This is a genomic window from Synechococcus sp. N32 (assembly GCF_900473895.1).
GTDB lineage: Bacteria > Cyanobacteriota > Cyanobacteriia > PCC-6307 > Cyanobiaceae > Parasynechococcus.
In genome coordinates this window covers 145470-171567 of sequence record NZ_UCND01000014.1, presented here as the reverse complement: position 1 = coordinate 171567, position 26098 = coordinate 145470, and the positions used below count along the sequence as shown (strand labels likewise).

26 protein-coding genes and 1 pseudogene are annotated in these 26098 nt (G+C 62.1%); 4 read left to right on the top strand and 23 right to left on the bottom strand.

Translation table 11 applies throughout. The features are described from left to right. Positions 1–13 precede the first annotated feature (13 nt). Entirely contained in the window at positions 14–1087 is a 1074-nt protein-coding gene (locus DXY35_RS08225; RefSeq protein WP_244273030.1) for an efflux RND transporter periplasmic adaptor subunit, read from the bottom strand. A 144-nt stretch (positions 1088–1231) separates the two neighbouring features. Between DXY35_RS08225 and ychF the strand changes: the two genes are divergently transcribed. Further along, positions 1232–2323, top strand: a complete 1092-nt coding sequence (gene ychF, locus DXY35_RS08220; RefSeq protein ID WP_115081893.1) for a redox-regulated ATPase YchF — start codon at positions 1232–1234, stop codon at positions 2321–2323. A gap of 145 nt (positions 2324–2468) precedes the next feature. On the opposite strand, the gene DXY35_RS08215 is transcribed toward ychF, so the two are convergent. From DXY35_RS08215 to DXY35_RS08200, 4 genes are all read right to left on the bottom strand, one after another. Then, on the bottom strand, positions 2469–2765 hold the full coding sequence (locus tag DXY35_RS08215) for a hypothetical protein (RefSeq protein WP_115081892.1): 297 nt from the start codon (positions 2763–2765) through the stop codon (positions 2469–2471). A gap of 642 nt (positions 2766–3407) precedes the next feature. After that, positions 3408–4310, bottom strand: coding sequence for a sulfotransferase family 2 domain-containing protein (locus tag DXY35_RS12470; protein WP_137006734.1), 903 nt, complete (start codon positions 4308–4310; stop codon positions 3408–3410). 212 nt (positions 4311–4522) lie between these two features. After that, on the bottom strand, positions 4523–5692 hold the full coding sequence (locus DXY35_RS08205) for a hypothetical protein (RefSeq protein WP_115081890.1): 1170 nt from the start codon (positions 5690–5692) through the stop codon (positions 4523–4525). 6 nt (positions 5693–5698) lie between these two features. Beyond that, positions 5699–6934, bottom strand: coding sequence for an MFS transporter (locus tag DXY35_RS08200; protein ID WP_244273028.1), 1236 nt, complete (start codon positions 6932–6934; stop codon positions 5699–5701). A 137-nt stretch (positions 6935–7071) separates the two neighbouring features. On the opposite strand from DXY35_RS08200, the gene DXY35_RS08195 reads away from it, so the two are divergent. Continuing rightward, the gene (locus DXY35_RS08195) at positions 7072–8646 is read left to right on the top strand and encodes an alpha/beta hydrolase (protein WP_115081933.1); all 1575 of its coding nucleotides are present in this window, start codon (positions 7072–7074) and stop codon (positions 8644–8646) included. On the opposite strand, the gene DXY35_RS08190 is transcribed toward DXY35_RS08195, so the two are convergent. The 13 genes from DXY35_RS08190 to DXY35_RS08130 all read right to left on the bottom strand — a co-directional run bounded on the left by DXY35_RS08190 (position 8640) and on the right by DXY35_RS08130 (position 19759). After that, positions 8640–9659 carry an ABC transporter permease gene (locus DXY35_RS08190; protein ID WP_115081889.1) on the bottom strand — a complete coding sequence of 340 codons (1020 nt, stop codon included), beginning with the start codon at positions 9657–9659 and terminating at the stop codon, positions 8640–8642. The genes DXY35_RS08195 and DXY35_RS08190 overlap by 7 nt on opposite strands. Beyond that, positions 9659–11218: an ABC transporter substrate-binding protein gene (locus tag DXY35_RS08185; protein WP_115081888.1), complete on the bottom strand. Its 1560-nt coding sequence runs from the start codon at positions 11216–11218 to the stop codon at positions 9659–9661. Before DXY35_RS08185 ends, DXY35_RS08190 begins: the two co-directional genes overlap by 1 nt. Positions 11219–11306: 88 nt before the next feature. Continuing rightward, a complete protein-coding gene (locus tag DXY35_RS08180; RefSeq protein WP_371681756.1) occupies positions 11307–11480 on the bottom strand; it encodes a hypothetical protein in 174 nt (57 codons plus the stop codon). Between the two features lie 164 nt (positions 11481–11644). Further along, entirely contained in the window at positions 11645–12952 is a 1308-nt protein-coding gene (locus tag DXY35_RS08175; RefSeq protein ID WP_115081886.1) for a homoserine dehydrogenase, read from the bottom strand. Positions 12953–13044: 92 nt separating this feature from the next. After that, complete coding sequence (locus tag DXY35_RS08170) at positions 13045–13467, bottom strand: SufE family protein (protein ID WP_115081885.1); 423 nt, start codon at positions 13465–13467, stop codon at positions 13045–13047. Positions 13468–13474: 7 nt separating this feature from the next. Continuing rightward, positions 13475–13918, bottom strand: coding sequence for a hypothetical protein (locus DXY35_RS08165; protein WP_115081884.1), 444 nt, complete (start codon positions 13916–13918; stop codon positions 13475–13477). A gap of 11 nt (positions 13919–13929) precedes the next feature. Continuing rightward, a complete protein-coding gene (locus tag DXY35_RS08160) occupies positions 13930–14478 on the bottom strand; it encodes a 5-formyltetrahydrofolate cyclo-ligase (RefSeq protein WP_115081883.1) in 549 nt (182 codons plus the stop codon). Further along, positions 14475–14939, bottom strand: coding sequence for a crossover junction endodeoxyribonuclease RuvC (ruvC, locus tag DXY35_RS08155; protein ID WP_115081882.1), 465 nt, complete (start codon positions 14937–14939; stop codon positions 14475–14477). The genes DXY35_RS08160 and ruvC overlap by 4 nt, the downstream gene beginning before the upstream one ends. An 18-nt stretch (positions 14940–14957) precedes the next feature. Further along, positions 14958–16046, bottom strand: a complete 1089-nt coding sequence (bchI, locus tag DXY35_RS08150; protein WP_115009220.1) for a magnesium chelatase ATPase subunit I — start codon at positions 16044–16046, stop codon at positions 14958–14960. 20 nt (positions 16047–16066) lie between these two features. After that, the gene (locus DXY35_RS08145; RefSeq protein WP_115081881.1) at positions 16067–17419 is read right to left on the bottom strand and encodes a DUF3370 domain-containing protein; all 1353 of its coding nucleotides are present in this window, start codon (positions 17417–17419) and stop codon (positions 16067–16069) included. Then, the gene (locus DXY35_RS08140) at positions 17416–18561 is read right to left on the bottom strand and encodes a serine hydrolase (protein WP_115081880.1); all 1146 of its coding nucleotides are present in this window, start codon (positions 18559–18561) and stop codon (positions 17416–17418) included. Before DXY35_RS08140 ends, DXY35_RS08145 begins: the two co-directional genes overlap by 4 nt. Before the next feature lie 28 nt (positions 18562–18589). After that, the gene (locus tag DXY35_RS08135; RefSeq protein WP_115081879.1) at positions 18590–19336 is read right to left on the bottom strand and encodes an RNA methyltransferase; all 747 of its coding nucleotides are present in this window, start codon (positions 19334–19336) and stop codon (positions 18590–18592) included. Between the two features lie 9 nt (positions 19337–19345). After that, positions 19346–19759 carry a c-type cytochrome gene (locus DXY35_RS08130; RefSeq protein ID WP_025362444.1) on the bottom strand — a complete coding sequence of 138 codons (414 nt, stop codon included), beginning with the start codon at positions 19757–19759 and terminating at the stop codon, positions 19346–19348. Between the two features lie 56 nt (positions 19760–19815). On the opposite strand from DXY35_RS08130, the gene petG reads away from it, so the two are divergent. Next, positions 19816–19932 carry a cytochrome b6-f complex subunit V gene (gene petG, locus DXY35_RS13120; protein WP_071823076.1) on the top strand — a complete coding sequence of 39 codons (117 nt, stop codon included), beginning with the start codon at positions 19816–19818 and terminating at the stop codon, positions 19930–19932. 10 nt (positions 19933–19942) lie between these two features. Here petG and rsmD read toward each other — a convergent pair. The 5 genes and pseudogenes from rsmD to DXY35_RS08100 form a co-directional block, all read right to left on the bottom strand. Beyond that, positions 19943–20482: pseudogene (gene rsmD, locus DXY35_RS08120) on the bottom strand (16S rRNA (guanine(966)-N(2))-methyltransferase RsmD); the annotation flags it as partial. After that, complete coding sequence (hisH, locus tag DXY35_RS08115) at positions 20479–21120, bottom strand: imidazole glycerol phosphate synthase subunit HisH (RefSeq protein WP_115081877.1); 642 nt, start codon at positions 21118–21120, stop codon at positions 20479–20481. The gene hisH and the pseudogene rsmD, both read right to left, overlap by 4 nt. A gap of 26 nt (positions 21121–21146) precedes the next feature. Then, positions 21147–21470, bottom strand: coding sequence for a thioredoxin (gene trxA, locus DXY35_RS08110; RefSeq protein ID WP_006851354.1), 324 nt, complete (start codon positions 21468–21470; stop codon positions 21147–21149). Positions 21471–21650: 180 nt separating this feature from the next. After that, positions 21651–22814 (bottom strand): GuaB3 family IMP dehydrogenase-related protein, encoded by a 1164-nt coding sequence (locus tag DXY35_RS08105; RefSeq protein ID WP_115081876.1) that lies wholly within the window; start codon positions 22812–22814, stop codon positions 21651–21653. A gap of 63 nt (positions 22815–22877) precedes the next feature. Then, the gene (locus tag DXY35_RS08100) at positions 22878–23408 is read right to left on the bottom strand and encodes a CAAD domain-containing protein (RefSeq protein WP_115081875.1); all 531 of its coding nucleotides are present in this window, start codon (positions 23406–23408) and stop codon (positions 22878–22880) included. A 91-nt stretch (positions 23409–23499) separates the two neighbouring features. Here DXY35_RS08100 and gyrA point away from each other — a divergent pair, with 91 nt between their 5' ends. Further along, positions 23500–26097: a DNA gyrase subunit A gene (gene gyrA / locus DXY35_RS08095; RefSeq protein ID WP_115081874.1), complete on the top strand. Its 2598-nt coding sequence runs from the start codon at positions 23500–23502 to the stop codon at positions 26095–26097. The last annotated feature ends 1 nt before the right edge of the window (position 26098 follow it).

Sequence of the window (26098 nt, the reverse complement as noted above, 5' to 3'; positions counted from 1 at the left end):
AAACGTGGGTGGATCAATCGCGGCGATCAGCCCAGGGGGGCAGATCGATGAACACGCGAGTTCCTGATTCGAGACCGTTCAGGATCGCAGTCTTGTCGCCGCTGCTGTTGCCCAGTTCCACCGGCTGAAAACGTGGTTGCTGGTTCTCATCCACCAGCAACACACCCTGTTGGCCGTCTTCAAGGGTGATCGCCACGGTGGGCACCAGGATTTTGGGAGTACTGCGCCCGGTCTGGAAATTGATGTCGGCGGTCATGCCGATCTTCAGTTTCTTCTGGGGGTTGATGAAGTTCAGCTTCACTTCAAAGGAGGTGACGCTGTTTTCTTTCACGGCGCGGGGGGCCACCTCACTCACCGTTGCCTGGAAGCGCTCATCGGGATAGGCATCCACTCGGATCTCGGCGGTTTGGCCGGGCTCGATGCGGCCGATGTCGCTTTCCGGAACGCGGGCCCTCACCTCCAGGCCTTGCGAGAGCTCAACGATCGAGGCGCTGGTGGCACCGGCTGTGGCTGAGGCGGCTGTGGTGGGGGTCACAAACGACCCCGGTTCGGCGTAGCGCGCTGTGATCGTTCCTGAGAAGGGGGCGCGGATCGTTTTTTCGCGGCTCTCCTGTTCCAGTTGCTCCACCCGTTCTCGGGCTGCCACCAGACCCGCCTGCCTGGCCAGGAGGTCGAAGCGGGCACCGCTGAATTCGTCAGCGCTGATCACGCCGCTGGCATACAGCTGGCTGCGACGTTCGAAGTCCTCCTTTGTGCTCTTGAAGTTGGCTTCGGTCTGGCGCAGCAGAGCCTGTTTCTCCTGCAGCCGATCATCGAGATCACCGCGATCCATCACCGCCAGTACCTGATCTTTTTCCACCACATTCCCTTCATCAACCTTCAGCTCCGCCAGCAGACCCTGCTTGCGCGGACTCACGTTCACCTTCTGCTGGGCCTGCAGTTCGCCGCTGGCGTTGATCACACCAGAGAGCACGCCGCGCTCAGCGGTGGTGGTGTAAGGCTTTAAATCCCGTTGCCGGTTGCTCCAGGGACCGAAACGCAGCAGTAGCCCACCCCCGCATAGGGCCAGCACGAGCAGCCCCACCATTGCGGCTTTGGGCCGTCTGGATCGTGCTTTTGCCACTGAGGTCAGCTCTGTTTCAGGCGATGGGGATGCAGGGGAGCGCAAGGACTGCAGCATGGGCCCACAAAACTTCACAACAGTCTCGCTGCTGGCCGGTAGATTCCGCCAATGCTCAAAGCCGGAATTGTCGGATTGCCCAACGTGGGTAAGTCCACCTTGTTCAATGCGCTGGTCGCCAACGCTCAGGCGCAGGCTGCCAACTTTCCCTTCTGCACGATCGAGCCCAACGTCGGCACCGTGGCGGTGCCCGATGAGCGACTGGACCGGCTCACAGAACTGAGCAAAAGCCAGGACACCATTCCGACCCGGATGGAGTTTGTCGACATTGCTGGTCTGGTGAAAGGCGCCAGCCAGGGCGAAGGTCTGGGCAACAAGTTTCTGGCCAACATCCGTGAGGTGGACGCGATCGTTCACGTGATCCGCTGCTTCGAGAACGATGACGTCATCCACGTTTCAGGGTCAGTGGGGCCCTCCCGGGATGCGGAGGTGATCAATCTTGAGCTGGGTCTGGCGGATCTGGCTCAGATTGAGAAGCGCCGGGAGCGTCTCAAGAAGCAGATGCGCACCAGTAAAGAAGCGCAGGTGGAAGACGCTGCTCTTGAGCGGATTCAGGCGGTTCTCGAAAACGGTGGTGCGGCCCGCAGCGTCGATCTGAACGATGAAGAAGCGGCGATGATCAAGCCCTTGGGGCTGTTGACCGCCAAGCCGATCATCTACGCCACCAATGTGAGTGAGGACGACCTGGCTGAGGGCAATGCCTTCTGCACCGAGGTGGTTGAACTGGCCGCCAAGGAAGGTGCCGAAACGGTGCGGATCTCTGCCCAGGTGGAAGCGGAGCTGGTGGAACTGGGAGATGAGGAAACCGCGGACTATCTGGAAGGTCTTGGGGTGACGGAAGGCGGTCTGCAAAGCCTGATTCGGGCCACCTATCGATTGCTGGGGCTGCGCACCTACTTCACCACCGGTGAAAAAGAAACAAGGGCCTGGACGTTCAAAGCCGGGATGACAGCTCCCCAGGCTGCCGGTGTGATCCACACCGATTTCGAGCGGGGCTTCATCCGCGCTCAGACCATCGGTTGTGAGAAGCTGCTGGAGGCCGGCTCACTTGCGGAAGCTCGCAACAAAGGCTGGCTGCGCAGTGAAGGAAAGGAGTATGTGGTGGATGAAGGCGATGTGATGGAGTTTCTGTTTAACGTGTAAGGCGTTATTCGACGGTATGTTGATGGCTCAGTGAGTAATCTCCGGTCCGTTTTATGTCAACTCAGGAGAATTCTGATATGGCAGTAATTCGAGATTGATTTGTGACGAGATTGTTGATTTAATAAGGTTATCGGTCATCCTTGAATCAAAGAATTCCATTCGGGAGAATTGTTGGTATGCCATTATTTGGGTCGCTGAGGAGTTCATAAAGTCCGGGAGCATTGGCTTGAATCTTTTCGGGCGTGTTCAGCCTCCATTCCTCTTTGATTTCGTTGAAGCGTCCCTTCCCCTCTTGACCTCCAAACATGGATGTCATTCCCCAGTAGAAGTATTCGGTGAACTGGCATTCGTAGTCACAGTATTTGTCTTCGTAGGTGTAGTAAGCCCTTTTCGGGTATTTGCGTGGAGTTTTTTTGAAGTGCCCGCCTCGGGCCTCTGTCATCAGTTGGCCGATGATTGAATCTTTGTGCTAGCCAAATGCCTTTGGGTTGACTTGCGAATAGCCGTAGTCGCAAATCAGGTGGAAAACTTCTTCGAGTGTTGCGTCAAACCTTGTTGATTTGTCTGACGCCATGATGATTTCATCATTGTACAAGTCTTGGAAGTTGACCCCTTGCGGTGTCGATCTTGTCCTCGTGTAAATCAAGGAAGCTTTCAAGCTCATCTTCGTTCTCAAACAAAGTCATTGCTGCTTTATTGCGTTTGAGACTGCGGACTAATTTTTTGGAATCTGCTTTGCCGTCTTGATCATTGTCGAGGTACTGGTGCAAGACATTTCTAGTGTGATCAAATCTCTCTTTTTCGACATTATCTGTTCCAAAGGCTCGAACCCCAAAAACTTTTTTGTATGCAAGAAGAGCTTGCTCAGTTTCTTGATTTTGGATGCCATGGGTATCGGTTGCATTTTCTCAGGGTAGTTATATTTTTCTATGATCGGATTTTCTTATGGATATTGTCAGCTTGGTCAAGGCGTTGCGTCGACGTTTGCTGAATTTGGGGCGTGAAGCAGCTCACGCGTGAACTGGTGACGCATTGGCTTCAAGGGTTGTGCTTCGTGGCTCCAAAGATCAATGCTGATTCGACATCACAAGTCTCGGAATCGAGAGCGTAAAGCTTTGATTTTTAATCCGGATGTTTGAAGCCATGCTCGGGATGGTGAGAAGTCGTCGAGAGAATCTTTGTATCCCATCTCGTCGAATAAAAATTCTTCGTTTTTGAGGAGTTTTGATCTGATGTCTGGACCAAGGAGCTCGACTGGATTGATGTTTGAGATGGCATTCGAGAAGCCACTTTTGGTTTTGGGCAATGCAGCCATGACGCTGCCTGGTTGGAGTGAAATTTTCTCGCAGATCAAGTTTGTCGACTCCTTCAGATTTTCAAAGGCCAGTATGGTGTTGACGTATGAGTGGCTTTTTCTGTCGTACGAGTAGTGCAATAAATTCCTTTTGCAGAAATTATCGATATTGTCTTTTGCATGGCTTTTCCAGTCGGCAACACTCCATGATTGAATGTTCTTGACAGACTTGGTCCGCCACGTTAAGTGTGATAAAAACCTTTTGTAGGGGTGTCGAGCAAAGACGCATGACCAGTATTCAGAGAAGTCTGGCTGGCTCTTCAGGCATTCGCTGTATGTGCTGTGCGTATGAAATCCCGTCATCAGAAAGAACTGATCAGTTTTGTTGTGATGCTCTCTTCTGAGTTCGTTTTTGATTTTGAGGCTTGATTTGCCAAGGGAGTCAAGCCCTTTTGCGATTTTTGCTCTAAGACGTTTGGCTGTTGATCGTTTCGTTGGGAATATCGAGTTCATCGTTGCGGAGAATGTTCTGCCACTGAGGTTTTGTCTGAGCTGCTCATCTTTGAAGCTCAGAGGTGTAAAAAATTGCTCTGGTCTGCTTGAAAGGCATCGGGATAAGGCGATTTCGAGCGATGTCCCAGCGGTTTTGTTTGATTTGATGAATAAAAATTGATCTGGCTTGCTTGCGTACATTGGGTTTGTGGGGCGATCTGGTTCTGCTGAGGTGGCCCGTTAACAAAAATCGCCGCTCAAGATGATACGGCTATGTGTGATGGGGATTATTGTCATTCTTAAGAGTAGGATTTGGCTTCCACATCGCTTCTTTTGTTGTGTGTTGTAAATGCGCAAGTCGTTTCGGATGATTTGCTTCCTTGGCGCGATGATTGTTTGTCCTGCTTCGCGATTCAGGTCCTAGTGTTCGGGTGAGGCCTGTCCCAAACAAGGCCAATGAGCCTGTTTATTGCATCGATCCGTCTGTTTGGGCTGGCTGTCTCAATCCGTCTTTGGATCCGCTTGAAAAGCCGGTGTGCGATGGCATGCATACGTTGTTCTGTTTCGATTGATTCCGGCGCATAAACCGAGCGTTGACGTCGGGTCTTGGGGCTCTCGCTTTGAAACGAATCGTCCCAGCTGCAGTTCCATGCAGCCTGTGCAAATTTTGCATTGTTTGTCTCGAAGTGACGGTTTACTTTTTTGGATAATTTGCGTGAATAGCCCCAGAAGGATGGGTCATGCCAGAATCGCCTTTTCTCCTCTTGAAGAATAATCTGAGAGGAGTTCTCAATTGTTTTAGGGGAAATGTTGCTCTCGTTGAGCAGTTGGCTGAGCACCCGGGCCAGCCAGACGCCTCGGGTTCCCGGGCTGCGGTTGTAATGGCGCTGGGGGCAGGTTTTCCAGGTCAGGTCTGGAGAGAGGTTGATAGCAAGAATTAACTGTTCAAAAGGATCAAGGCCCCCTTGGCGGAACGGCAGGAAACTCACCTTCAGGCCTTTGTCCTTCGCCCGTAATAAAGGCTGGAAATAGGTCCAGAAATCGAATACATCTTGTCGCCGTTCGATTTTGCCTCGCATGGGTTTTTCGTTCTGAAGCTTTCCCTGCAAGGCATCATCAACAAACTGCTCAAAGGTTTGGTGGTGATAAAAACGCCGCAGTGAGTAGATGTAGCGCGAGTTGATGTAATCGAGCTGGCTGCGAATGAAAATCACGATGTGAAGCTCATAGCCCGCTGCATCCGCCAGAGCCTCAAGTTCCTGGATGCATTGGGGATCGGTGAGCGGCACGGCGAATTGCTCGGCACTGAGCAGACAATGCTGGCCCTCTGGCTGTTGCATGAAGAACGCCTTCCAGCGTTTGCTCCTTCGTTTGCACAGCTCAGCGGCCAGTTTTTTTGGTTTGGGTTTGCACTCGAGGGGGTCCTGCAGGCTGATGCCTTGGCTGCTCAGAAGCTCGCGATTGCGGTGCAGCCGTTCCTGGATGTAGGTGGAGGCTGTTTTATGCGTACCGGCGTGCACGATCAGTTGAGGCCGTTGGCTCCGAAGGGACTGATCTGCCTGGCCTGATCGGGTCTGCGTCATGGTCCTTCAATGCGGAGTCATTCTCCTTGCTTCCGCTGAACCAACAGAGCCATCAGCCCTGGCGACCACCGCGGGCTCGTCCTGGGGAACCCCAGCATCAGCGGATGTTCTCGCCCCGTAGCGCGGCTTGAGACTGCGCAGGCTGGGGAGCACGACCAGGCATGCTCCACTCATCAGCAGCCAGAGCAGCAGGCCGTTGTTTTGAAGGTCGAGCAAGGCTCCTCCAGCCAGGGGGGCCACGATGGCGCTGATGGCGAAGCACTGGGAAAACAGCGCCATCGCCAAACCACGGTGTTCTGGTGGTGTTTCTTCAATGACGGCTTCTGTGGCCGTGGGCAGGAAAGCGGCCTGGGCGAAGGCCATTGGCAGCAGGGCTGCCAGCACCAGGATCGTTCCGTTCTCGAACAAGGAGGACAGGGCAATCAGGCTGCAGCCAAGGCTGAATCCCGCCAGGCTTAAGCCGAGGCCGAAGGCAACGCTGCGCTCCGCCAGCCAACGGCCCACCGGCCACTGCAGGCTCACCAGCAAGGTCAACTGAAGGGCGATCAGGGCACTGCTGTGGCTTTCGCTCAGGGCCGGTCGCACAAGCCCGCCGCGCACCAGATCGAGGGGAAGCGCACTCTGTTGAAGGGCCAGGATCCCTGTGGCCACCACACTGATCAGCAGTACCGGCAGCAGGGGGAGCAGCCAAGGCAGCCGGGTCATCGGCCGTGGTCGTTGGCCAAGCGGATCTGGGCTATTGCCGCTGAGGTTGCGGTAGGGCGGTCCGTCCTGGAGGGGAACAAGGCTGATCAGCACCAGCACAGCGCCCATGCAAACAGCCTCAACGCTGTACACAGTTCGCAGCACTCCCAAGCTGGCGGCAACGGTTCCGATCAGCGTGCCAATGCCGATCCCCAGAGCATCGGCACTGCGCACCAGGGCGTAGCCCCGACTGGAGGGCAGGTTGCCGCAACTCAGGGGAACGGCCAATTCAATGGCAGGCCAGTACAGACCCGCCGCGCAGCCCAGCAGCAGTTGTCCGAGCAGGTAGCTGTTGTAGTTGTTGGCCTGCAGCAGGATCAGATCAGCGGCAATGGCCAACAGGGTTGTGCCCCTCACCGGCCAGGAGCAGCGGATGCCGCGATCGAGCAAAGCGCCACTGAGCAGACGCACCACCGTGCCGATCAGAGCGGAGACGGCCAGGCCACTGCCCACTTCACGGGCTGAGAAGTCGATCGCATGAAAGATCAGCGGCGTCATGAACATCACTCCGCCGGCACCGATGGACGCCAGGAACCTCAGTCGGGTGACATTTCTCAGGGGTGATGGAAACTGGTTCCACCACCGCAGAGGGTCAGGCGTTGCTGCGCGGACGCTTAACAGGACGATGCATCGCGATGGGCTTGATGGGCAGTCTGCTGCTCAGCACGTGCGGATCGTGGCCTGTTGGCTCCACAGAACGTGTGGAGGTCAAGATCGACGGCGTGGTTCTTCCGGTTTCAGTTGAGGAACTCGGATCCTTTGTGCGCTCGCCGACGGCTGATCTGGCACAGCTTTCGCGATCGGAGTTGTCCACCTGGATGGGGCTTCTCGCACCCGAGAGTCGCGAGGGGCTGATTCGTCTGCTCCAGGCTCCGGTGCTCTCCCGCCGCAGCCTCGGGCGTCAGCTGCTCAGCAGCTGGGGAGCGGGGCCGCTGCTGGATGCCCTGGGGGATTTGATTCGCGTGGAGGACGGACGGCGCATCAACCGTTCGCTTGTGCTCTCCACGCTGGAGCAGCTGCTCGAACGGCAGGAAACCGTTTCAACGCTGGATGTGTTGGAGGCGTTGCCCACTCCGCAGTTGCGTCTTGATCTGGATGCGTTGGTGGCTGCTGCCAACCGCTGGCGGTTGGAATTGAAGCGTCACCAGTCCCTGATGCGGGCTTTGGCTCAGGAGGAGGCTCGGTTGCAGCCCCTGCAGGGCAGGGAGCGTTCTGCCTCGGCGGATGCGCCTCGTCACGCAACGCTTGCGGCGGGCCATCGTTCGCGGCCATTGCGGCTGGAACGTTGGATCCCCCAGTCGCCTCGTGCGGACCGAACCTGGGTCTTGATGATGCCGGGGCTGGGCGGGGACCCCAACCACTTCCACTGGCTGGCGCGTTCGCTGATGCAGGCGGGCTGGCCCGTGGTGGTGCTTGAGCATCCCGGTAGCGATGCCGCGGCTGTCCAGGGTTTGCTCGAGGGGCGTCAGTCGTTTGATGGCGCCGCAGTACTTCGTGATCGCTTGGCTGACCTGGAGGCGGTCCTGGAGGCGCAGCAACGGGGCGATCTGAACATCCCCGGGACCGAGGTGGTGCTGATGGGCCATTCCCTGGGTGCCTTAACGGCCCTCCTGGCTAGTGGGGCGGAGCTAGTGCCCGGGATGGCCCAGCGCTGTGAAGCAGCCCTGGCGGGCTTGCCCCTCACCAACCTGTCGGAATTGCTTCAGTGCGAACTGGCGGCAGGCCGTGTGCTCGACGGCAATGAAATGGATTCGCCGCCCCGGGCGGTGGTGGGGCTCAACAGTTTTGGTGGGTTGATCTGGCCGCACCGCGCCAGTCGGGCGTTGCCGATTCCTCTGTTGATGGTGGGTGGCACCCTCGATCTGATCACCCCTCCTCTGGATGAGCAGCTGGCTCTTTTGGCTGGATTGGCGGAGCATCCCGTCAGCCGGGTGGTGGTGGTGGAGGGGGCCAGTCACTTTTCACCGATTCGTGTGGATGGCCAGGGCAAGGCGTCAGAGGGAGACGACATCTTCCGGCTCGGCGAAGAGTTGGTGGGCGTCAATCCCCTCAGGGTTCAACGGGTGATTGCCCATGAGGTCATCCGTTTTCTTGATTCCCTGAACTCCCCGTCACCCAGCAACGATGCCGTTCACCTGATGGACGCCAGTTCCAAGACGCGCTGGCATCGCTTGGGCCGTCGCAGGGCCCAGCAGCTGCTGGATCAGTAGCGCACCCGTGGATCCAGGCTGGCCACCAGCAGATCAACGGCAACACTCACCAGCACCACCAGGGCGGCGATCACCACCACGATCCCCTGAACGACGGGGTAGTCCCTCTGGTTGATGGCTTCCTGCAGCCGCAAGGCAATGCCTGGCCAGGAAAAGGTCACTTCAATCAGCAGGGCCCCACCGATCAAGGAGGCCACGGTGATGCCTGCAATGGTGAGCACCGGCAGCAAGGCATTGGGCAGTCCGTGGCGCAGGATCACCTGGCGCTCACTGAGGCCGCGGCTGCGCGCCGCTTCCACGTAGTCGCCGCGCAGGGTGCGTCGCAGGTTCAGGCGCAGGGCGGTCGTGAAGGTGCCGCTGAGCAGTAGGGCCAGGGTCCCCGCGGGCAGGATCAGGTGACGCACGGTGCCTCGGAACGCGGTCCAGTTGTTCTGCAGAGCGCTGTCCAGCAAGAAAAATCCGCTGCCCTCGGGGGGGAGAAGGCTGGGGGGGAAGCGCCCGCCCACCGGCAACCAGCCCAGGCTGACGGCGAACACCAGCTGCACCAGCATGGCCACCCAGAAGGGCGGCAGGGCATAGGTGCCCAATCCGTAGAGGCGTCCGCCCAGGTCGATCTTTCCCTCGGGCCGGGCAATGCCGCTGAAGCCAATGCTCAGCCCCACCACGGCAGCCAACACCAGGGCGATCACGCTCAGCTCTAGGCTGGCGGGCAGCGTTTTGCCGATGATGGTTCGAACCGGCTCCTGGTTGATCAGGGCCTGCCCCAAATCCCCGTGGATCAATCCGTTGAGATAGCTGAGGTACTGATCCAGCAACGATTGATCCAGGCCCAGCCGAGCTCGCATAGCGGCTTTGGCGGCGGCGGGGGCACGGCTGCCGAGCACCGCATCCACGGGATCCCCTGGGGCGACGCGCAGCAACAGGAACACCAGGCTGGCGATCAGCCACAACATCAATGGCGCCAGGGCGAGGCGGGTGGCGCTGTAGCGGGCGAGGTCTCGGGCGCGTCCCATCAGTTGTTCTTGGCTCCGTCCTGGCGGCGCTCCAGCTCAGTGAGCATCAGCTGACCACTTCCATCAAATCGTGGAGGGTTGAGGTTCAGCTGGGCCCAGGCCCGAGGTGAATCCAGCCAGACGGGGATGTAGGCGGCACCGTCGGCTGAGAGATGGTCCACACGGTCCAGGGCGGTGCGGCGGGCATCACCCGTCAGCGTGTCGGATTTCAGTAGGGCGGTCTGCAATCCGGGGGCACTCCAGAAGCTGCCGCTGATGGCTGCTTCTCCTTCTATGCAGATGTTGCCCTCCGCCGAGGTGCAGCTCAACAGCGGCGTCAGATAGGCCTCCGGATCGGGGTAGCTGCCGCGCCAATCCAGCATCACGGCTTTGAAGGCACCTTCCCCCAGCTGGCGGTAAATGGTGGTGGATTCGACGCCATCGAGATCCAACACCAGGCAGTCCGAGAGGTCCCGTTGCACCTGGGCCTGCCAAGTGAGGGCCAGCAATTTGTCGGCGGGCACATTGGAGCGGAAGGTGAGCGGAAAGCGCAGGGTGCTGCCGTTGCAGTAGCCCGCCGCCTGGAGCAGCTGGCGGGCCTGCTCGGGGTTGTGTTCGGGCCATGGGGCCATGGCGCCGCCGGCCAGGCTGGGGGGCACCAGCGCCCGCAGTGGACGGCGCAGCCCGTAGCTCACCCGTTCACTGATCTCGCTTCGGTTCAGGCTGACGGCCAGGGCTCGCCTGAGGTTGGGGTCTTGGAATGGCTCCCGGTTGCTCAGCAGGGTGATGTAGCCGATCTCCATCGCCGGACCCACCGACTCGTGCAGCTCCCCCGCGCTGGCCTGTTCATGCAGGGTGTGGCGCTGGTCTTCGTCGATCGAGGCGGAGAGCAGCAGATCCACCTCGCCACTGCGCAATGCCCCATAGAGCGCCGTGGAGTTGCTCAGCGTGATCAGATCGAGGCCGTTGTTGCGCGGCGCCTCACCCCAGTACTGGGCAAAGGGCTCCAAGCGTTGCTGATGTTCGCTGAAGCGGGTCAGTTGGTAGGGGCCTGTTCCCACAAAGCGGTCGTGCAGAAAACGGTCCTGGTGGTTGCTGTAGGCCGTTGGTGAGATCGGGGTGAGGTTGATCGACGTCAGCAGGCCCTGCAGGGATGTGGAGGGGCGACTGAGGCGCAGCCGCAGGGTGTGGCTGTCGGCTTCCTCCACCGCCGCAATCCGGTCGCCCACCACATAGCTGAGGGTTCCGATCTCGAGGAAGCGCCGCAGGCTGAAGGCCATGGCTGCGGCATTGAACGGCGTTCCATCGTGGAAACGCACATCGGTGCGCAGGGGAACCGTGACGGTGCGACCGCCATCGCTCAGAACGGGGGCCGATGCCGCCAGGCGGGGTTCTAGTGAGCCATCCCGCCTGAGGCGATAGAGCGGATCCCCCAGGGCGCTGATCAGCTGCGTGGCGCCGAGGGTGCTGGCCTGGGCTGGATCCAGGGAGCTGATTCGGCCCGCTGAGGCCACCGTGATCCGGCTGGTGGGGGGCGGGGCCTGACACCCCATCTGGGTGATGGCCAAGGCCAGAGCCATCAGCGCGCCACCGCACGTCCATCTCGTGAGGCGATCGATGCGCTTCAACGGGCCTCAACCAACACGGGTCGGCCCATTCAACAGGGACTTACCCGACCTGGCGAATCCTGTCCAACGAGATTTCGAACACCGGTGAGCCCTCGTTGCTCTGCAGGGGCCAGCGGCGCACCCAGCAGCGGTCATGGTCACCATCCACGCCGATCACTTGATAGGTGTCGTCGTCACTATCGAGATTGACGCAATCTCCCTGGTGCACCGTCATCGGATTCACCCCCTCCTCTAAGAGGCAGCCTTGACCGGGACTCGAGCAGGTGAGGTTCTGCATGAACCGTTTCGAGCACAGATCTGAGGATTCAGGTCTGTGCCGTGAAAGTTCTTGACACTCTGACGCATGCCCGGGGGCATTCGCCAGGGCTGAAGCTCTCCCTAGAGGCAGCCGAGGTGAGCGGCCAGGCCAGACACCTCCGGCAAAGCCTGGATGGCGTCCAGGGCTTCATTCATTTGGCTTTGGCTCACTTCATGGGTGATCACAACGATCTCGGCCCCGGCGTCGCTCGCATTGAACTGCACGATCGATTGGATCGACACGTTGCGTTGGCCGAAGCAACCGCCCACGTTGCCGATCACGCCAGGGGCGTCTTTTGTCTTGAAACGCACATAGTGGCGTTGGCGAATGTCGCCTGAGTCGACGAGGGAGCAGGGCCGCCAGCTGCTTGCTGCCAGCAAAGGATCCACCTTTCCAGGCCCTTCACTGGCCTGGCGGATGCCAGCGATGTTGAGGATGTCGGCCACCACCGCAGAGGCGGTCGGGCCGGCTCCCGCACCGGGGCCATAGAACATCACCCGGCCGATGGGGTCTCCTTCCACAAGGATGGCGTTGTTGACGCCGTTCACGCCCGCCAGGGGGTGGTCCTTGGGAACCAGCGTGGGCTGCACCCGCAGGGAGAGGGGCAGGGGATCGCCGCTTTGCGCCATGCGCTCGGCCACGGCCAGCAGCTTCACGCCGTAGCCCAGTTGGTTGGCGTAATCCACATCCACGCCCTGCAGGCCACTGATGCCGTCGGTGGGAACCGCGGCGCGATCCACGCTGCCGCCGAAGGCCAGAGTCGCAAGGATCGCGATCTTGTCGGCCGCGTCAAGACCGTCCACATCCGCTGCCGGATCGGCTTCGGCGTAGCCCAGCTCCTGGGCATCCTTGAGCACCGCGTCATAGGCGGCCCCCTCCTCAGCCATGCGGGTGAGGATGTAGTTGGTGGTGCCGTTGATGATGCCGCTGACGCGGTTGATGCGGTTGCCCCCCAGGGACTGCTTCAGCGGCTCAATGATGGGAATGCCGCCACCAACGGCGGCCTCGATCAGCACGTACACCCCGGCGGCGGCCGCGGCTTCAGCGATTTCCTGACCGTGGCGTGCGATCACGGCCTTGTTGGCGGTCACCACGGATTTGCCGGCTGCAATCGCCTGGAGAATCAGGCTGCGGGCCGGCTCTAGACCACCGATCACCTCCACCACCACGTCCACGGCTGGGTTCTGAATCACCGCCGATGGGTCGGTGGTCAGCAGGCTTTCGTCCAGAGCAACGGGCCGGGGGCGGTTCAGATCGCGGACGGCAACACGGATCAGCTCCAGTTCACCCACCAGCGGGTGACGTTCGCTGGGGTTCTGGAGGATCGATGCCACTCCACCGCCAACCGTGCCCAGTCCCAGCAGACCCACGCCGACCTTTGCTGCCATCCCCTGTGATCCGTGTTGGAACGTTTGCGAGCGACTCTATGTATTGATGTGATTCGGCTTCTGTTCCTGTCCCTGTCCTGATCAGCGCTGGGTCAGCTGTCCAGTTGACGGGCCTGCTCCTGCATGGCCAGGAAGATGTTGAGGAAGCCATTGGCGCGAGAGGGCGTCAGGCTGGCCTGCAGGCCTGTTGCTGCAATGAAGGCAGGGTCCACCGCCTGCACCTGGGCCGGCGTCAATCCATCCAGTCCCTGGATCAACAATGCGAGCAGTCCCTTGGTGATCAGCGCATCGGAGTCGCCCTGCCAGCGCATCACTCCCTCATCGAGGGCACCCCGCACAAACACCTGCGACACACATCCCTTCACCTTGATGTCGTCGGTCTGCTCCTCGGCCGGCATGGGTGCGAGCTTCTTGGCCAACCAGAGCACGTATTCGTAGCGGCGTTTTGGATCGGCGGTGCCGCCCAGGCGCTCCACCATCCGGTCGAGGGCATCACTGCCGGTGCTGGTGGCCATGCGGGGCTCAGTCGTATCGACGTCGCACGCTAACCAGCAGCCCCACCATCACCAGGCTGAAGGGGAACATGACCACCTCGTTCAGATCCACTTCGCCGTCTTGAACGGGAAGTTCGAGGTAGTCGCGGTGGCCGGGACCACCGTCCACCTGGAGATCAACGGTGCCGTTGCCCACGCTGCTGAGATCGAGGCTCAGGCGTCCCTCGGCATCGGTGCGGCCCAGTTCCTGCCCTGGCGTGCCATCGGCATTGAGCAGGCGAACAACGGCCCCCTGGGTGGGCTCACCGTTGGAAAAGCTGCTGCTCAATTGCAGATCGCCATCGAGATACTGCAGAGCACTTTCGATCTGATGGGCTTTGGCAGGGGCCAGCAGTGCGCCCTGCAGCACTGAGCCGAGCAGAAGCAGTGGAGCCAGCAGACGCAGCATGGAAGGGCGATCAATGCTGCCCATGATGCGGCCTCTCAGGCGGGCCGGCCAGCACCCTGTTCCGTGATCCAGCCGGTGAACGGAACATCCCAGGACTCCCGAGGCAACGCCTCGGCCGCAAGGCAGGTTGAGGGCAGCACCACCCAGGCCGGCACGGCAGCCCAGGCGGGATCAGCCCTGAGTCGGTCGTAATACCCACCGCCGTAGCCCAGGCGGATTCCCGCGCCGTCCACCGCCAGCGCCGGCACCAGCAGCAGCGCCAGTTGATCGGGGTTCAGAGCATCTCCTGTGGCAGGCGCGGGAATGCCGCAGCCATCGGGCTGAAGCGGTTCCTCACCCCAGCTCCGGTAGATGAGCCGGCCGTTGCCATCGGCCACCGGCAAGGCCAAGGGCGAATGGGGACCCTCCCGCAGCGGCCGTACATCCACCTCCCCCGGAAGGGGCCAGTAGACCCCCACATGGCGGTTACCGCAGTTGGACTGGTCGATCAGCGCCGCCACGGCGTTCTGGATGGATCGCGTGGCGGCTTCCTCCAGATGACGCTGGGCTTTGAAGTGACGGCGCAGGGTTGGCTTGCTGCTCATCGCTGCAACCAGGCCGTCAGCGCCACCGCAAGGGCATCGGCCGCATCGTCCGGGCGGGGTGGTTCCTTCAGGTTCAACTCCCGCATCACCGCCTCCAGCACCTCATCCTTTTCGGCATGGCCGAACCCCGCCACGGCGAGTTTGATCTGCATGGGTGGGAACTCCACCATCGGGATCTTGAAGCGGGCCAGGGTCATCACCACCACGCCCCGCGCCTGTACCACGTTGATGGTGTTGCTGGATCGGTAGAAGAAAAACTTCTCCACGGCCGCCAGTTCCGGGCGCCAGATCCGGATCAGCTGCCGCAGGTCGCCAGCGATTTCAACCATGCGATCACCGTCAGAGCGACCGGGATCGGTCTGGATGATGCCGCAATCGAGCATGCGCTGGCATCCGTCCTGAATGTCGATCACCCCGTAGCCCACCCGGGCGAGGCCCGGGTCGATGCCGAGGATCCGCATGGGCTGATTGTGGGGGGATCAGGCGGCGAGGGCCAGTTCGAAATCAGCGCGGTCGCTGCTCTCGCTGCGCTCAAACACCTTGCAGAACACCTTCACCACGCGGTCGCCGGAATCCACCTGCTCCAGGGGGTCCTTGCGCAGCCGGTGGCGCAGGCAGCAGGAGGCCACGCGGGCCACGTCTTCCTCGCTCACTTCCGTGCGTCCCTCGAAGGCGGCCAGGGCTCGCGCGGCACGGTTGGTGACGATGTCACCCCGCAGACCATCCACATCCAGCTCGCCGCAGACGGCGGAGATGCGCAGACGCAGATCCTCATCGATGGTCACCTGGCCGAGGCGTTGCTGGGCCTCCACCACCCGCTGTTGCAGGGCGTTTTGATTGCCCTCCACGGCGGTGCTGAAGCCATCGGGGTCGCTGTCGAAGGAGGTGCGCTGGTCCACCACCTGCACCCGCAGCTCTGGATCACGCACGGTGCGCACTTCCACGCTCATGCCGAAACGGTCGAGCAGCTGGGGGCGGAGTTCGCCTTCCTCGGGGTTGCCGGAACCGATCAACACGAAACGCGCCGGGTGGCGCACGGAGACGCCTTCCCGTTCCACCGTGTTCCAGCCGGAGGCCGCTGAATCGAGCAGCACGTCGACGAGGTGGTCGTCGAGCAGGTTCACCTCATCCACGTAGAGCAGGCCACGGTTGGCTTTTGCCAGCAGGCCGGGCTCAAAGGCGCGCACGCCTTCGCTCAGGGCTTTCTCGATGTCGATGGTGCCGCAGAGGCGGTCTTCCGTTGCACCGAGGGGCAGGTCCACCATCGGCACCTGCCGCGGTTCGGTGCTCAGGGTTTCCCCCTGCTGCATCCGCTCGCGCACCTCACTGCTCTGCAGGTCGGGATCGCTGGCCGAGCTGTTGTAGGGATCGCCGGCGACAACGTCGATGTCCGGCAGCAGATCGGCCAGAGCACGGATCGTGGTGGATTTGCCGGTGCCACGGTCTCCCATGATCATCACGCCGCCGATGCGCGGATCGATCACGTTGAGAAGCAAGGCCAGCTTCATCTCCTCTTGACCGATCACCGCAGTGAAGGGGAAGACCCTGCGCTTCCGGGGTGCAGTCACGAGCAATTCTCTAAGCGTGCTCAGGATTGTTTCACAGGCTGCACGGTGATGACCTGCGGTGGTGTGGCATCAGCGGGATAGACCAGACGAACGCGCACCTCTTTGGCCTCCCCTGGCTTGAGCATCAGCTGTCCCAGGGACGGCCCCTGCTGCCCCTGGCGCAGCACCAGGTGCTGGGTCTGGCGTCCCTGGGAAACTCCCTCTGGATCCTCCAGACCCGTGGTCTGCACAGGCCCGCGGAACATCACCGGACCGTTGAGGTCATCGCGGAAGCGCAGCAGAGAGGTGGTGCTGTTGTCTTTGAGGGGCGAATCCAGCGACAACTGCAGCGTGACCGCAGAGGAACCGGTGTTCTTCAGCGGCAGGGTGAGGTCGTACTCCACCCCGTAGTTGCCATGGGCCGCCCAGGCGGTGCCGGGGTAAAAGCGCTTGAGTTCCGCGGTTTGCACCTGGTTGGTGGCGAGGGTGCCGCGCTCAAGGCTGCTGATCGGCCAGGAGATGGGGGCCGTGGGTGCGGCCAGCACCGGGCTGCCCGGGTCGGTGATGCGCGCCCGCCAGCTGCTGCCGATCTGAACACCGCTCACCCGGGAATAAATGATTTTGCCTTTGCTGCCCCGTGGGGTGGGTTGGTGCTCCTTGCTGCTCATGCGTTGGTTCTTGAGCAGCTGCAGCCAGTGCTGCTCGCTTGGAGCCTTGCCGTCTTCACCGTGGGCGGCCAGGGTGGCCAGCGCCACAGGGCCGGAGCTGTGGAAGCGCAGTTGCAGGTTGCGGCCGTTGAGCAGGGGATCGAGACCGGCCACGGGAATGGGCAGCAGCAACAGCTGTGTGGGTGCGCCGGGAGCCAGGCTCCAGCGGCGGTTGGTCAGTTCCGCTGCGCGGCGGCCGGCCAACAGATCTCCGGCCACACGGCTGCCGGGGCCAGACGCCACCACGTCGGTGGTTTCCGGCATCAGGCTCGGCAAGGGCAGGAAGGGGGCCTGGGTCTGGCCAGGCTCTGTGGCCTGCGAGAGCGAGGTGCTTCCCGAGAGCAGCTGCAGGGTCACAGGAGCATTCCCCAGCGGAGCCGCCAGCACCGCCAGCCACAGGGTTGAGCTGGGGCTGCCCTCCGCATCACCGGCATACACGTGGTGGCTGAACATGTCGAAGCGACCGTTCAGCACCACCGGAACTGACGCCACCTTTCCATCGGGGAAGGTTGAGATCAGGATGCCGTCGTCCTCGATCAGCTCGGGGTTGTTGTCGTTCACCATCAACACGCCGTCGAGGCCTCCCGGCAGGGGGCGAACGCTCTGCTGACGCTCAATCACCTCCGCAGCGCCGGGCATGGCTGCAACAGCCAGCCAGGCAGCAGACAACAGCGGAGCGAGCTTCATGGCTTGGGCGGAACAGGGATGGGTTTGAGGTGCGGTGCCATCGCAGCGGCGAGCCGACGGATCAGTTCGGTGGATCGGGGGTCGTTGAAGGGGCCCTCCACCAGAAATCCCGCCACAGCGCGTCGTCCGTCGGGGAGTTCGATCAGCCCGGCATCGGCGTAGGCGATGCCGATGTCACCTGTTTTGTTGTAGACGCGGTACCCCTTGCGGGCCAGGCTTGCGTCCGGTTCGCCCTGGGCGCCACCGAGGCCGCGCATCAAGCCCCTGGGCAGCAGCGTGTTGGTGATCGACGTGCCCATCACCTCGCGAAACAGATCCCGGCTGCGGGGGGCCAGCAGCTCCCCGCTGTCCACCAAGGCGATGGCCCGGCTGAGATCTCTGGCACTGGTGGTGTTGGTTCCGTCGAGATCCGGCAGCCAGTTGTTCACCACGGTGGAGGGCAGATCCAGCTCCTGAAAGCGGGCGTTGATCGCATCCATTCCCCCTGCCCGGGCAATCATCAGGTTGGTGGCGGAGTTGTCGCTCACCCGGATCATTTCCGTGGCTACCTCATGGGTGGGGAAGCGACTGCCCAGGGGCCGGGAGGCCATCCATCCGGCGCCTCCCCCCACCAGTTCTTCGGTGAGCGTGAGCGGTTCGTTCCACTGCAGTGTTCCCTGATCCAGCAGTTCCAGTACTGCGAGCAGGATCGGCGTCTTGATCGAGCTGGCGGCAGCCATCGGCCGTTCGGCCTGCATGGCTGCAAAGCGTCCGTCGTCGAGAATCAGCATGTAGGCGCTGGCCTGCAGATCGCTCTGTTGCGCGGCCAGCTCCAGCCAGCGCTCACTCAGCGCCCTGATTTCCTGCCTGGGGGCGAAGCGTGCCTGCTTCAGGCCCTTCGCCACGACAGGAGCAGTTTTCTTCCCTGAGGCATTTTCAGTGCTGGGCGGCTCCACGGCGTCACCGAGCAGCGTGGTGATCAGCGCTTGATCGGCCAGCCAGTTGGGCAGGGCGATCTCCTGTTGCTGAACGCGAGGCGCCAGCAGCCGCAGGCCGCTGCCGGTGAGCAGTCCAAGACCCACCCCCATCAACACCAGCCGCAGAATGAGCTGGGCCGGACCTTTCCAGCCGGCGGAGCGACGTGACGAACGACTGCTGCTCAACCTTTCAGCCGTGACTGTTCGGCAGAGATTAGGGGCGCTTGGCGCGGATGGCCCAGCGCAGTTGGCGCACCATTCCCCGCAGCAGAGCTACCTCCTCGGCGCGCACCGTGGCGCGTTGCAGCAGATCCCGCACCTTGGCCATGCGGGCGGAGGCGGTGTGCTCCAGCAGGAAACCGGCCTCCAGCAGCAGGTCAGTGGCGTCGTCAAGACATGCTGAAAGCGCTTTGGCGGCTGCCGGGTCCGGCGATGGTGGCTCGATGCAGCGGGTTTCAGTGCTCTCGCTGTTGAGGCGGGCCAACTCATGCAGCACCACCGCCACGGCGTGGGAGAGATTCAGCGAGGGATAGGCCTCCCCGCTCTGCAGGCAGAGAACCCTCTGGCAGAGCCGCAGCTCACTGTTGCTGAGGCCGCGGTCTTCCCGTCCAAACACCAAGGCCACGGGGGCGCCTGAGCTGGAGCTGCTGCCATCGCTGGCCAGCAACCAACCCAGGGCCTGCTCGGGTGTTTGCAGGGGGATCTCGCCATGGTCCAGGCGTCCGCAACTGCCCACGGTGCGGCGGCAGTCATGGATGGCCGTCAGCAGGTCGGGAACCACCACGGCGCCCTGAAGCAGCGCCTGGCCGTGCACGGCCATCAGAATGGCCTCCTCGCTGAGGTGGTCACAGCGGGGGGCCACCAGCCGCAGCTCGCTCACCCCGAAATTGGCGCAGAGCCTGGCCACGCTTCCGATGTTCAGGGGGCCGGCCGGCTCCACCAGCACGACAACGGCATTCAAGGCAGCGGCTCAGCTGAGGGTGTGCAGGTAGGCCAGCAGATCAGCCATCGATTGCGGTTCCATCTCAAAGCTCGGCATGGGGGGAGTTTCGCCACTGATGATCTGGTGCACCAGAACGGGGTCTTTGAGCTGGTTGCTGACGCCCTGAAGTTGAGGGCCCACCAACCCCTGGCCGGCAAGGCCGTGGCAGCCGGCGCAATTGATCCTGAACAGCTGGCCGCCGTGGTCAACGGCCCCCTGCAGCTCAAGGCTGGCCTTGATGTAGGGGTCCTGCTGGGCGCTGCCCAGAACCCAGAGCACCAGCACCACGCAGGCCGTGGCAGCCGACACCACGAGCGCGGCGATCAGGCCGCGACCCCGATCGCTTGAATCATTTGCATCAGCTGATGCCGATTCGGCCGCAATTCGTGACGGCTGGACCACAGACCCGGAGTTCCAATGAGAGGATTCTCCCTAATTCTGATTGCTGACGCGACGCGATGATCGAACCTCTGCTCTGCGGCATCGTTCTGGGTCTGATCCCCGTCACGCTGATGGGTCTGTTCGTGGCGGCATGGAACCAGTACCGCCGTGGTGGCAGCGCTCTGGGGGGCTGAGCAGCATCACGCTGCTGATGCCGTAGCGGCGTTGATCCACCACTGTCCAATCTGAGCCCGGTTCTGGGTTCAGGTTGGAGCGGTGTTCACACACCACCAGAGAATCCTGGTGAAGCCAATTCCCCTCGGCGAGGGCGATTAGGCAGGGTTCGTAGAGGCCCTGGTCGTAGGGAGGGTCGAAATAGACGATGTCGAAGGGCTCCTGGCTCCAGCCTTTTCGCAGCCATGCAATCAGTTCCCGCCGTTCCGTGCGGATCTCTGGAGCCGGTGCACGGCTTTCCGCCACGACACTGAGGTTGCTGCGGCTGACGCGGATGCACTGCGGGTCTTGATCAACGGCCACCACACAGCGCGCCCCTCGCTGCAGGGCCTCACAGCCCATCACGCCGCTGCCGCTGCAGAGGTCGAGCCAGCGGCAGTCCTGCAGGTGCGGGGCAAGGATGTTCATCACCGCTTCGCGCACCCTGGAGGTGGTGGGCCGAGCCGTGCGACCCCCGGGGCTCAGCAGCCGTCGCCCCCCGCTGAGGCGCAGTTGCCCGCCACCGCTCATGGGCAGGGTTCAGCCCCGTTGCGCAGCCAGGTCAACCAGCGCTTGAGCATCTGTTCTCCGGCATCGGACGACTTCTCCGGATGGAATTGGCAAGCGCCGACGCGGCCCCGCCAGACCACAGCGGTCACCTCCTGATCGCCGAAGGGGGCCGAGGCTTTGAGGTCATTTCGATCGGTGGGAACAGCGGCGTAGCTGTGCACGAAATACACCCATTCCGATGGGGCATCGCTGCTGAGCAGTGGGCAGCTGCCGTGATGCTTCAACGGTGCCCAGCCCATGTGGGGGATGCGTTCGCCGCTGTTGCTGGGCAGGCGGCTCACCCGTCCGCTCAAGAGCCCGAGGCCTGGATCGCTGCCTTCATCGCTCTGCTCGAACAGCAGTTGCAGGCCTAGGCAGATGCCGAGTAGGGGGCGATCCTCCTGGCCCCAGCGCAGCAGGTGGGGCACCAGTCCGGTGGCCCTGAGGTTGGCCATGGCTGGGTCGAAGGCGCCGACCCCGGGCAGGATCAGCGCATCGACGCCCTCCAGATCATCGGCGTTATGGATCAACGAGCAGCCTTGATCCAGCCGCTCGAGGCATTTCTCCACCGAGTGGAGATTGCCCATGCCGTAATCGATTAACCCGAGGTTCAGACTCAACCGGTTGATCCGTTCTGAAGACGGATTCAGAGGTACTTGGAAATGGTGCCTGACAGGGTTGCCTTGGGAACAGCACCCACGACAGTGTCAACTTTCTGGCCGCCCTTGAACACCATCAGCGTGGGGATGCTGCGGATGCCGTATTGGCTGGCAACGTTGGGGTTTTCGTCGGTGTTGAGCTTGAACACCTTGATCTGGCCGTCAAATTCTTTGGCGATCTCTTCCACGATCGGAGCCACCATGCGGCAAGGTCCGCACCAGGGTGCCCAGAAGTCCACGAGAACCGGCACGTCGCTCTGGAGCACGTCCTGCTCGAAGGATGCGTCGGTGACAGCAGCAGCGCTGGACATATGAGCAGGTGAATTTAAGGAGAATTTAGCAACGGTTTCGAGTGAAAACACAGCTCTTCCCTGCTGAGAAGGGAACTGTGACAGTCGCTCTCCACAAAGAGTGAAAGCCCGATCGCGCCGGGCCGGGGGGTGTGAGGAGTGTGTGGGCCGAAGCCCGCACAGCTCCAATTTAGCCCTGCCTTACTTGCCCATTCCGAGGTGTTGGGCCTTTTGGTAAACCTTGCCTTCCGTCAGCAGGGAGGGGGCCACGACCACCTCCACCTGCTGCATCTCTTTGATGGTTTGGGCGCCCAGGGTGCCCATGGATGTCTTCAGGCAGCCCAGCAGGTTGTGGGTGCCGTCGTCCAACTTGGCCGGGCCGCGCAGGATGCGCTCGATGCTGCCGGTGTTGCCCACATTGATGCGGGTGCCGCGGGGCAGCACCGGGCTAGGCGTGGCCATGCCCCAGTGGAAGCCACGGCCGGGAGCTTCCTCAGCACGGGCGATGGGAGAACCGATCATCACGGCGTCGGCGCCGCAGGCGATGCACTTGCAGATGTCACCGCCGGTGACGATGCCACCGTCGGCAACAATCGGCACGTAGCGACCGCTTTCCTTTTCGTAGTCGGCTCGGGCGGCAGCACAGTCGGCCACTGCGGTGGCCTGGGGAATGCCCACGCCGAGAACGCCACGGGATGTGCAGGCGGCACCGGGGCCGATGCCCACCATCACGCCGGCGGCACCAGCCCGCATCAGCTGCAGGGCCACGTCGTAGGTGACGCAGTTGCCGATCACCACGGGAACGCCCATGTCGCGGCACAGGGCTTCCAGATCCAGGGTCTCCTGGCCTGCAGGACCGGTGTGATCGGTCGAGACCACGGTGGCCTGCACGAAGAACAGGTCGGCTCCGGCTTCGGCGATGGCCTTGCCGAAACGCATGGCTGCCACCGGAGTGCCACTGACGGCTGCAATGCCGCCCTGGGCCTTGATGTCCTGGATGCGTTTGCGGATCAGCGCCTCCTGAACCGGCTGGCTGTAGATCTCCTGCATCAGCGGGACGAACTCGTCCTTGCCGACGGCGGCGATGCGATCCAGCACCTGGTTGGGGTCTTCGTAGCGGGTCTGAACACCCTCAAGGTTCAACACGCCGAGGGCGCCCAGTTGGGACAGGCGAACGGCCATGCCCACGTCCACCACGCCGTCCATGGCGCTGGCGATGATCGGGATCTCGCGCTCGATGCCGCCCAGGGTCCAACGGGTATCGGTGACCTCGGGGTCGACCGTGCGACCCCCAGGCACCAGAGCGATTTCATCGATTCCGTAGGCCCGGCGAACGGTCTTGGAGCGTCCGAGCTGAATGTCCACCGCGCGACTTCAATAAAGTCAGATCAAGCTACCAATCGGGATGATCGACTCAGCTTGATCGGGTCAGCTCGATCGGCCTGTCACGCGGGTCCAAGTGGAGCGGGCGCCCTTGATGAAGTTGTCCCGATCGCTGTTGCGGATCAGGTTGCGCAGGGCGAAGTTCACCAGCCAGATCACTCCGGCCAGCTCCAGCAGGCCTGGCACCAGAGGGATGCTGTTGATGGTGCTGAGCACGCCTGAGTAAACCGTCGCCACCAGGCTGAACACGATCAGGCCGCCCACCACCCGCAGCGGCAGCTGGGCTTTGGTCCAGAGCTCAGCCAGATCGTTCTGCTCGAGCCAGTCCTTCACCTTGCCCACCAGCAGCTCCCATTCGCCGCCGTCTTCATCGGCGCTCTCCTGAGCAGGGATCGACACGGTGGAAGCAATCACCGGGTCTGGTGTTGGAGCGGGGGTTGGTGCCGGAGTGGGAGCCGGTGTTGGTGCCGGAGTCGGCTCAGGTTCCGGCGTTGCGGCGGGCGTGGGCTCCGGTGTGGGGGTGGGGTCGCTGCCTGGGGTTTCGGCTTCAGGGCGCGGCTCGTCGACAGGACCCATCACGTCAGTTGAAAGCGTTCGGCAGTTTATCCGGATTTTTCTGTTGCTTCCACTGTCCGAGATAGACTGACAAAGGACGTCTGATGCACGTATGACGGATTCTGTGGGGCCTGGCGGCGGCGGTCCCGGCGATTCCGACGATCGGATCATTCAGACGGACCTGCGCAACGAGATGTCGCGCTCCTATTTGGAGTACGCGATGAGTGTGATCGTGGGTCGGGCCCTGCCCGATGCCCGCGACGGCCTCAAGCCGGTGCATCGCCGGATTCTCTACGCGATGTACGAGCTGGGCCTCACCAGCGACAGGCCTTACCGCAAGTGCGCCCGTGTGGTGGGCGAAGTGCTCGGCAAATATCACCCCCACGGCGACACCGCTGTGTACGACGCCCTGGTGCGCATGGCCCAGGACTTCTCCATGTCGATGCCCCTGATCGATGGGCACGGCAACTTCGGTTCGGTGGACAACGACCCACCGGCGGCCATGCGATACACCGAATCGCGGTTGCAGGCGCTCACCACCGACAGCCTCCTGGAGGACATCGAGGCCGAGACCGTTGATTTCGCCGACAACTTCGATGGCTCCCAGCAGGAGCCCACGGTGCTGCCGGCGCGTATTCCGCAGCTGCTGCTGAATGGTTCGGCGGGCATCGCCGTGGGGATGGCGACCAACATCCCGCCCCACAACCTCAATGAACTGATTGATGGCTTGCTCGCGTTGATCGCGAACCCGGAGATCACTGATCAGGAGTTGATCCAGCTGATCCCCGGACCGGACTTCCCCACCGGCGGTCAGATCCTGGGCCGTGAAGGCATCCGTGAGACCTACCTGGGTGGCCGCGGCTCGGTGACGATGCGCGGCGTGGCCAACATCGAAACGATCGAGGCACCGGGGCGTCCCGATCGCGATGCGGTGATCATCACCGAGTTGCCGTACCAAACCAACAAAGCGGCGCTGATCGAGCGCATCGCTGAGTTGGTCAACGACAAGAAGCTTGAGGGCATCTCCGACATCCGCGACGAGAGCGACCGCGATGGCATGCGGATCGTTGTGGAGCTGCGCCGCGACGCTTACCCGCAGGTGGTGCTGAACAACCTGTTCAAGCTCACTCCGCTGCAGAGCAACTTCAGTGCCTACATGCTGGCGCTGGTGAACGGTGAGCCGATCCTGCTCACCCTGCGCAAGATGCTCGAGGTGTTCCTCGACTTCCGCGTCGAGACGATCGAGCGCCGCACCCGCTATCTGCTGCGCAAGGCCGAAGAGCGCGACCACATCCTGCTGGGCCTGCTGCTGGCCCTCGATCAGCTCGATCCGATCATTGCCCTGATCCGGGCTGCACCCGACACGGCCACGGCCCGGCAACAGCTGCAGGATCGCCATGGCCTATCCGACATCCAGGCCGACGCCATCCTGCAGATGCAGCTGCGTCGTCTCACCGCTCTTGAGGCCGACAAGATCCGGCTCGAGCATGAGGACCTCGTCACCAAGATCGCCGACTACAAGGACATCCTGGGCCGGCGTGAGCGGGTGTTCGGGATCATCCAGGACGAGCTCGGCCAGCTGCGGGATCGCTACCCGACGCCGCGCCGCACCGAAATCCTCGATCTCGGCGGTGGCCTGTCTGACATTGACCTGATCGCCAACGAGCGGTCGGTGGTGCTGCTCACCGAGACCGGCTACCTCAAGCGGATGCCGGTGAGTGAATTTGAAGCCACCAGCCGCGGCACCCGTGGCAAGGCGGGCACCCGCAGCCAGGGTGAAGATGCGGTGAAGCTGTTCATCAGCTGCAACGATCACGACACCCTGGTGCTGTTCAGCGACCGTGGTGTGTCGTATGCCCTGCCCGCTTACCGCGTGCCCCAGTGCAGCCGTGCGGCCAAGGGAACACCAGTGGTGCAGCTGCTGCCTATTCCCCGGGAAGAAGCGATCACCACGTTGATTCCGGTGTCGGAATTCAGCGACGACACCGACCTGGTGATGCTTACCCGCGGTGGCTTCATCAAGCGCACCCGCCTTTCGGCCTTCAGCAATATCCGCTCCAACGGCCTGATCGCCATCAACCTGGAGGAAGGCGATGCCCTCACCTGGGTTCGCTTGGCCGTGCCCGGTGACAGCGTTTTGATCGGCTCCAAAGCCGGGATGACCATCCACTTCCGCCTCAGCGATGAGGAATTGCGGCCACTGGGGCGCACGGCCCGCGGCGTGCGGTCGATGAACCTGCGCGAGGGCGATGCCCTCGTGAGCATGGATGTGCTTCCGGTGGAACTCGCCGATCAGGTGGCCGCCAGTGCCGACGATGAAGAGGATGCCGCCAGCGAGGGCCCGTGGGTGCTCGTGGCGTCGGCTTCGGGTCTGGGCAAGCGGGTGCCGGTGACGCAATTCCGTCTGCAGAAGCGGGCCGGCATGGGCCTGCGGGCGATGAAGTTCCGTACCGACTCCGACGAGCTGGTGGGACTGAGTGTGCTCGGTGCCGGCGAAGAGCTGCTGCTGGTGAGCGAGAAAGGGGTGATCGTGCGCACCAGCGCCGATGCCATCCCTCAGCAGTCCCGTGCTGCTACGGGGGTGCGTCTGCAGAAGCTCGACAAGGGCGACCGGCTGCTGAAGGTGGTGCTGGTGCCGCCGGAAGCGGAGGACGATTCCGCTGACGACACTGAGTCCAACGACACTGAAGCTCAGGCGCAGGACAGCTGAC

Coding starts and splice junctions, on each gene's coding strand:
- gyrA (WP_115081874.1), top strand. CDS start 23,500: ATGACGGATTCTGTGGGGCCTGGCGGCGGCGGTCCCGGCGATTCCGAC.
- DXY35_RS08175 (WP_115081886.1), bottom strand. CDS start 12,952: ATGGCAGCAAAGGTCGGCGTGGGTCTGCTGGGACTGGGCACGGTTGGC.
- DXY35_RS08185 (WP_115081888.1), bottom strand. CDS start 11,218: ATGGCTCTGGCCTTGGCCATCACCCAGATGGGGTGTCAGGCCCCGCCC.
- DXY35_RS08100 (WP_115081875.1), bottom strand. CDS start 23,408: ATGGGTCCTGTCGACGAGCCGCGCCCTGAAGCCGAAACCCCAGGCAGC.
- ychF (WP_115081893.1), top strand. CDS start 1,232: ATGCTCAAAGCCGGAATTGTCGGATTGCCCAACGTGGGTAAGTCCACC.
- DXY35_RS12470 (WP_137006734.1), bottom strand. CDS start 4,310: ATGTACGCAAGCAAGCCAGATCAATTTTTATTCATCAAATCAAACAAA.
- DXY35_RS08160 (WP_115081883.1), bottom strand. CDS start 14,478: ATGAGCAGCAAGCCAACCCTGCGCCGTCACTTCAAAGCCCAGCGTCAT.
- DXY35_RS08165 (WP_115081884.1), bottom strand. CDS start 13,918: ATGGGCAGCATTGATCGCCCTTCCATGCTGCGTCTGCTGGCTCCACTG.
- trxA (WP_006851354.1), bottom strand. CDS start 21,470: ATGTCCAGCGCTGCTGCTGTCACCGACGCATCCTTCGAGCAGGACGTG.
- DXY35_RS08190 (WP_115081889.1), bottom strand. CDS start 9,659: ATGGGACGCGCCCGAGACCTCGCCCGCTACAGCGCCACCCGCCTCGCC.
- DXY35_RS08205 (WP_115081890.1), bottom strand. CDS start 5,692: ATGACGCAGACCCGATCAGGCCAGGCAGATCAGTCCCTTCGGAGCCAA.
- DXY35_RS08215 (WP_115081892.1), bottom strand. CDS start 2,765: ATGACAGAGGCCCGAGGCGGGCACTTCAAAAAAACTCCACGCAAATAC.
- DXY35_RS08225 (WP_244273030.1), bottom strand. CDS start 1,087: ATGGTGGGGCTGCTCGTGCTGGCCCTATGCGGGGGTGGGCTACTGCTG.
- DXY35_RS08170 (WP_115081885.1), bottom strand. CDS start 13,467: ATGGCCACCAGCACCGGCAGTGATGCCCTCGACCGGATGGTGGAGCGC.
- ruvC (WP_115081882.1), bottom strand. CDS start 14,939: ATGCGGATCCTCGGCATCGACCCGGGCCTCGCCCGGGTGGGCTACGGG.
- DXY35_RS08200 (WP_244273028.1), bottom strand. CDS start 6,934: ATGACGCCGCTGATCTTTCATGCGATCGACTTCTCAGCCCGTGAAGTG.
- DXY35_RS08180 (WP_371681756.1), bottom strand. CDS start 11,480: ATGACGGTGCACCAGGGAGATTGCGTCAATCTCGATAGTGACGACGAC.
- DXY35_RS08195 (WP_115081933.1), top strand. CDS start 7,072: ATGGGCTTGATGGGCAGTCTGCTGCTCAGCACGTGCGGATCGTGGCCT.
- petG (WP_071823076.1), top strand. CDS start 19,816: ATGATCGAACCTCTGCTCTGCGGCATCGTTCTGGGTCTGATCCCCGTC.
- DXY35_RS08145 (WP_115081881.1), bottom strand. CDS start 17,419: ATGAAGCTCGCTCCGCTGTTGTCTGCTGCCTGGCTGGCTGTTGCAGCC.